General features: G+C 38.3%; 4 protein-coding genes. 1 reads left to right on the top strand and 3 read right to left on the bottom strand.

What is annotated here, in order from left to right; translation table 11 throughout:
• Nucleotides 1-432 precede the first annotated feature (432 nt).
• Together tyrA and D1094_RS17685 are read right to left on the bottom strand one after the other, a co-directional pair.
• Nucleotides 433-1566 (bottom strand): bifunctional chorismate mutase/prephenate dehydrogenase, encoded by a 1134-nt coding sequence (gene tyrA, locus D1094_RS17690; RefSeq protein WP_118961431.1) that lies wholly within the window; start codon nt 1564-1566, stop codon nt 433-435.
• A 29-nt stretch (nt 1567-1595) separates the two neighbouring features.
• A complete protein-coding gene (locus tag D1094_RS17685) occupies nt 1596-2681 on the bottom strand; it encodes a 3-deoxy-7-phosphoheptulonate synthase (RefSeq protein WP_118961430.1) in 1086 nt (361 codons plus the stop codon).
• Nucleotides 2682-3127: 446 nt separating this feature from the next.
• Here D1094_RS17685 and D1094_RS17680 point away from each other — a divergent pair, with 446 nt between their 5' ends.
• Nucleotides 3128-3823, top strand: coding sequence for a putative porin (locus D1094_RS17680; protein ID WP_118961429.1), 696 nt, complete (start codon nt 3128-3130; stop codon nt 3821-3823).
• 104 nt (nt 3824-3927) lie between these two features.
• Here the strand turns inward: D1094_RS17680 and acs are convergent, their stop codons facing one another.
• Nucleotides 3928-5874, bottom strand: coding sequence for an acetate--CoA ligase (gene acs, locus D1094_RS17675; protein ID WP_118961428.1), 1947 nt, complete (start codon nt 5872-5874; stop codon nt 3928-3930).
• Nucleotides 5875-6000 lie beyond the last annotated feature (126 nt).

Below are 6000 nucleotides of genomic sequence, written 5' to 3'. Positions count from 1 at the left end.
ACCTAATGGCTGGACTGATTGCGTATACATTTAAAGATAAAAAGCCGAGCATAAAAGTATCTCGACTTTAAAATATATAATGCTTATGCAGATCTCGGGTTAACTAAAAAGTAGCCAGCAATACAGCTAATTCCATTTAACATATTTAATCAGTCAATTTAATTCACTCCCTATGGCACATTGATTTTACTCTTGCTTTGCTCTGTCTAAATTTATTCAAAGCGACAGTACACAAAGTTAACGAGGACTGTCGCTTATAAGTCCTATTAAATCAAGCAGCAACAAAAGCTAAATAGTGCTTCATAAAAATCGTAATGAGTGCTGATTAAAAGCTGGCTAGGTAATACTCCAAGCAATAGACCTTAATAAAGTGATATTTGATACAGTCGCATTTATTTGGTACAAAATCTTTACTCAAAAGTACATTACTCGTTAATGTTTCTTAAGTTCATTCGCTTTAAGTAACATTGACTTGCTTTCTTGCAAGAATACATCCGCGTAATCACCAAACCAATCAGAGACTTGCTCAAACATATCAACAAAAGCAGATTTATCATCTTGCTCTACATCTTCAAGAAGCTCTAAAAAGCGGTAGGCAAAACGTTTCATCATATTAATATTATCTTTGTTGGAAAAAATAATATCTGCGTATAGTACAGGGTCTTGTGCGAACAAACGCCCTACCATAATCAGCTCTAACCGATAGATAGGAGAGCTCATGTCGACTAATTTTTCAATATCAGCCCCTTCAGCCATTAAATGATAGCCGTAAGCGATTGTTGAAAAGTGACGCATCACCTGCACCATCGACATAGCTTGATCATGTTCATGTGCTTCTACAGGGTATATTTTTGCCCCCCACACTTTAAATTGTTCAAGCAACCAATTGTACTTCTCAGGATGACGCCCTTCACATGCAATAATAGTTTGCTTGATAAGCCCAGTAACATCGGGGCCAAACATTGGATGTAAACCAATGACAGGCCCTGAATGAGCTTTCATCATTTCAAAGATCGGTGATTCTTTAATACTGGTGATATCAGCTAAAATACAGTCTTGTGGTAAATTATTTAGGTGATGAATAACCATTGATGTTAATTGAATAGGTACCGCAACAATAACGACGCCAGCACCCGCTAAAATATTTTCACTATTTGGCCAATCGTCTTGTTCAATTATTGCAACTTGATAACCAGAACGCTCAAATAAGTCGACAAATACACTGCCTAGCTGCCCTTTACCACCAACAATCACCACTTTTTTACAGTCTGGATTGATACACTGATATCCGCTAGCATCCTGGCTTTCATATGAGTCACGCATTAAGCGTCGTAACACATCTTCAATTAAATCGGGCGACAAACCTACGTCCATCGCTTGTTTACGACGCATGCTGAACAATTTGGCTTCACGCTCTGGCGCATAAATTGGCATGCCAACTTCACTTTTTAATGCACCTACTTTAGCTGTAACAGTTAAACGACGACGCAATAACTCCACTAATTGGCTATCAATATCATCTATTTCATCACGCAGTAGCGTTAATTTTTCGTCAAAATCTTTCATTGTTACTTTATTCAGCTCCTAATACGCAACTAACCGTTAATACGTTGCTGTAATGCGTCAGAGACTTTATTTACCGTATCATCTAGCAATTGCTCTGTCGTTGAAAAATCAATGCAGGCATCGGTTACTGACACACCATACGCCATATCAGCTTTTGCTAGATCAGAGCTTTGATTACCCGCTTCGAGGTTACTTTCTAGCATAATACCAATAATCGATTTATTACCTTCACAAATTTGATTAATAACATTATCAGCCACCAAGGGTTGACGTCTATAGTCTTTATTTGAGTTTCCGTGGCTGCAATCAACCACAATCCCGGGTTCTAAGCCTTGTTTAGCGAGTGCAGCTTCACATTCTGCAACGTTAACTGAATCATAGTTAGGTTGTGACCCACCACGTAAAATAACATGACCATCAGGGTTACCAGATGTTTTAATTAATGCCACTTGTCCTTCAGTATTTATCCCCATAAAACGATGCGATGAAGCAGCCGACTGCAAAGCATTAATTGCCACACCTAAACTACCATTAGTACCGTTTTTAAAACCAATAGGCATTGATAATCCACTCGCCATTTCTCTATGCGTTTGTGACTCAGTGGTACGTGCTCCAATGGCCGACCAACTAAATAACTCTGCTAGGTATTGTGGGCTAATAGGGTCAAGTGCTTCGGTAGCTAAAGGTAAGCCTAAATCGGTTAGGTATAATAGTAACTCACGTGCCTTTCTAAGCCCCGCTTCAACATCAAATGAACCATTCATATGAGGGTCATTGATTAGACCTTTCCAACCAACTGTTGTACGTGGTTTTTCAAAATAAACACGCATAACAATGTATAAAGAATCTTGATACTTATCATGCAGTACTTTTAATTTACGGGCATAATCTTTTGCCGCATCTATATCGTGCACAGAGCAAGGACCGCTGATCACTAATAAACGCGGATCACGTTTATGAATAATGTTTGCAATCACTTTGCGCGATGATTTTACAAACTCTCTTCCTGCATCAACTAAAGGTAATTCATCTCTTAATTGTTGCGGTGTTATAAGTACATGTTCATCATTAACATGAATATCATTAAGGGTACTTTTATGAGTTGCATCTGACATATGCTTTTCCTCTAAATAAACGTTTAACAAGCAAATAAATAGTTATGAATAATAATGTTGCTCATAACTTAGTTAAATTGCGATAGCTAAATAAAAGATTTACAGAAATATTGTTAGCTAACATTAAGCCGTATTTAAAGGGCTAGCGCTTAACCAAAACCAAAAATCCAAAATCGTAAAGATTTAATTACGCGATTTGTATTGTTATTTTTACACTCTTTTTTGCTGATGTATAGTAATAAATGCTAAAAAGTTAGCTAAATATAATTTATGTTACATATTCAATAAATTAGCTCTTGCTAGCGAAGGGGAAAATCTTTATAGTGCGCGCCGAACGGTAGTTGATGCGCATTCTTTTAACGGATTAACCTGTTAAAAATATTGTTGTTAACTGCCATGACTTTTGATTGGAAATTCTTCCTTACCCTATATAAAGGACTTATATAATGAAAAAAAGTGCATTATTACTTAGCTTATCTTTACTTTCTTCAACGGCTTTTGCAGACAACTACAACGCTCAAATTGATGCCGATTACCTTACTATCGACGATGTTGATGTAATCTCTGTTGAAGGTACTTATTACTTTGATCAAGTTACCACAGCAAACACTGCATGGGCAGAAGCGGCTTTTATGGGCAGAAACAACAATGTTTCTTTAGCTTATGCCAATGTTGATGGTAAAGGTGATGTTTTAAACCTAGGTGGTGACTACTTCTATAACAACTTCTTATTTGCTTTAGATGCTACTTACAGTGATTATGATTGGAGCAGCAGCGAAACAAATTTCACTGCGGAAGTAGGTTACTTCTTCGCTAAAAATTGGTCGGTATCTGTTGCAGGTTCAGATGAAGATTTCTCTGATTCTTTATCTTTAAATACTAAATACATTAGAGCGTTATCAAATGATTCATTCATTAACGTTGAAGCGTCATACTTAAACGCTGATAGTGACTTTACTGTTGCTGCTGATTACTACTGGACTGCTCAATCAAGTGTCGGCGCAAGTTTATCAACAGAAGACAATTATAAATTTGGTATCAATGCACAACATTTCTTCACGCCAGCTATTTCTGCACGTGTTGAGTTTGTTTCTTTTGATTATGATGACGCTATCTCTGTTGGCGTAACAGGTCGTTTCTAATTAGAAGTTACGGTAATTTTACCGATTAGCGTAATGTAATTTCATTCGCGTTAATAACAAAAAAGCGCCTTTCGGCGCTTTTTTTATGCGTTGTTTACTCTCAATTATCCGCCATGAACAATGCGTTGAGTAATTAAGTTCTCTACCACACTTGGATCGGCTAGTGTTGAGGTATCACCTAAACTATCAACGTCGTTTTCTGCAATTTTACGAAGAATTCGACGCATAATTTTACCTGAACGCGTTTTAGGTAAACCAGGTGCCCACTGAATGTAGTCAGGTTTAGCAAAACGACCTAACTCTTTAGCCACAAACTCTTTTAATTCAGTATTAAGTTCATCAGACTCGCTAGCATTCCCCATTAAAGTAACGTAACAGTATACGCCTTGACCTTTAATTTCATGTGGGTAACCAACAACTGCGGCTTCAGCGACAGCAGGATGAAGTACTAAGGCGCTTTCAATTTCAGCTGTGCCTAAACGGTGTCCCGATACATTTAATACATCATCAACACGACCAGTTATCCAGTAAAAGCCATCTTCATCACGCTTAGCACCATCTCCGGTAAAATAGTTACCTGGATATTGACTTAAATACGTTTGATAGAAACGATTATGATCGCCATAAACGGTACGTAATTGCCCTGGCCAACTCGCCGTCATAACTAATAAACCTTGGTTTTCACCTTCTAGAGTATTCCCATCTTTATCAAATAAAGCAGGTTGCACACCAAAGAATGGCTTACCAGCAGCTCCAGGTTTCATATCAACAGCACCAGGAAGTGACGTAATTAAAATACCCCCTGTTTCTGTTTGCCACCAAGTATCAACAATCGGACAATTACTTTTACCAACCACTTCATAGTACCAATGCCATGCTTCTGGGTTAATTGGCTCACCCACGGTACCAAGTAAACGTAGTGATGATAAATCAGCTTTTTCAACTAAGTCATCACCAACACTCATTAGTGCACGGATTGCTGTTGGCGCAGTATAAAAAACATTAACGCTATGCTTTTCACAGACTTGCCAGAAACGACCAGCATCAGGGTAAGTAGGTACGCCTTCAAAGACTAATGTGGTAGCACCATTAGCTAATGGGCCGTAAAAAATATAAGAGTGCCCAGTAATCCAACCTGCATCAGCGGTACACCAGTACACTTCACCTTCTTTGTAGTCAAAAACATACTTATGGGTCATAGCAGCATAAAGAATATAGCCACCACACGTATGCACAACACCTTTTGGCGTACCCGTTGAGCCCGAGGTATATAAGATAAATAATGGATCTTCAGCATCCATTACTTCTGGCTCACAAACCGCAGGTAAATTAGCAACGGCTTCAGCGTAGTTAATATCTGTTTTTTCATTCCACGCGATATCACCACCTGTACGAGCTACCACAATAACGGAATGAACATTCTCACAGTCAGCAATGGCTGCATCAACATTTGACTTTAACGGAATACGTTTTCCACCGCGAAGACTTTCATCGGCGGTAATGACTACTTGGCAATCGGCATCAAGGATACGTGCTTTAATTGACTCAGTAGAAAAGCCACCAAAAACAACTGAATGAATTGCACCAATACGCGCACAAGCTAACATGGCATAACCAACTTCAGGGATCATAGGCATGTAAATACAAACGCGATCACCTTTTTTAACGCCACGCTCTTTCAATAGGTTAGCAAAACGACACACATGATCATGCAACTCTTGATAAGTCACTTTAAGATCATCACTGGGATCATCACCTTCAAAAATAATTGCCGTGTCGTTAGCTTTAGTCGCTAAATGACGATCAATACAGTTATAGCTAACATTTAACTTGCCGCCTGAAAACCAGTTTATTTCTGAGTTTTTCAAATCGACTTTGCTTACTTCGTCCCAAGGTTGATACCAGTCAATAAATTTTTCGGCCTGCTCTCCCCAGAATACCTCGGGTTGTTCAATGGATTGCTTATACATGGCATCATATGTGGCAGCATCTAAATGGGTGTGAGCCTTGGCTTTATCTGAAACGGGATAACAAGATTTAAGTTCGTTCATTTCTCTTTTCCTTCGGGATATTAACCTGATGTAATAAGTTATTATTGTCTTTGCTAATCACAGCTAGCTTATTTAGTTAACTAACATACTAGAAAGTTTATTTAGCTTTTCATATACGGCTTTAGT

This window comes from Colwellia sp. RSH04 (genome assembly GCF_003545765.1).
Lineage (GTDB): Bacteria > Pseudomonadota > Gammaproteobacteria > Enterobacterales > Alteromonadaceae > Colwellia.
The sequence above is the reverse complement of the archived record's forward strand: the minus strand, read 5'-3'. Positions and strand labels throughout refer to the sequence as shown.

Excerpts from the sequence above, each read along its gene's own strand:
- tyrA (WP_118961431.1), bottom strand. The coding sequence starts at position 1,566 with ATGAAAGATTTTGACGAAAAATTAACGCTACTGCGTGATGAAATAGAT.
- D1094_RS17680 (WP_118961429.1), top strand. The coding sequence starts at position 3,128 with ATGAAAAAAAGTGCATTATTACTTAGCTTATCTTTACTTTCTTCAACG.
- D1094_RS17685 (WP_118961430.1), bottom strand. The coding sequence starts at position 2,681 with ATGTCAGATGCAACTCATAAAAGTACCCTTAATGATATTCATGTTAAT.
- acs (WP_118961428.1), bottom strand. The coding sequence starts at position 5,874 with ATGAACGAACTTAAATCTTGTTATCCCGTTTCAGATAAAGCCAAGGCT.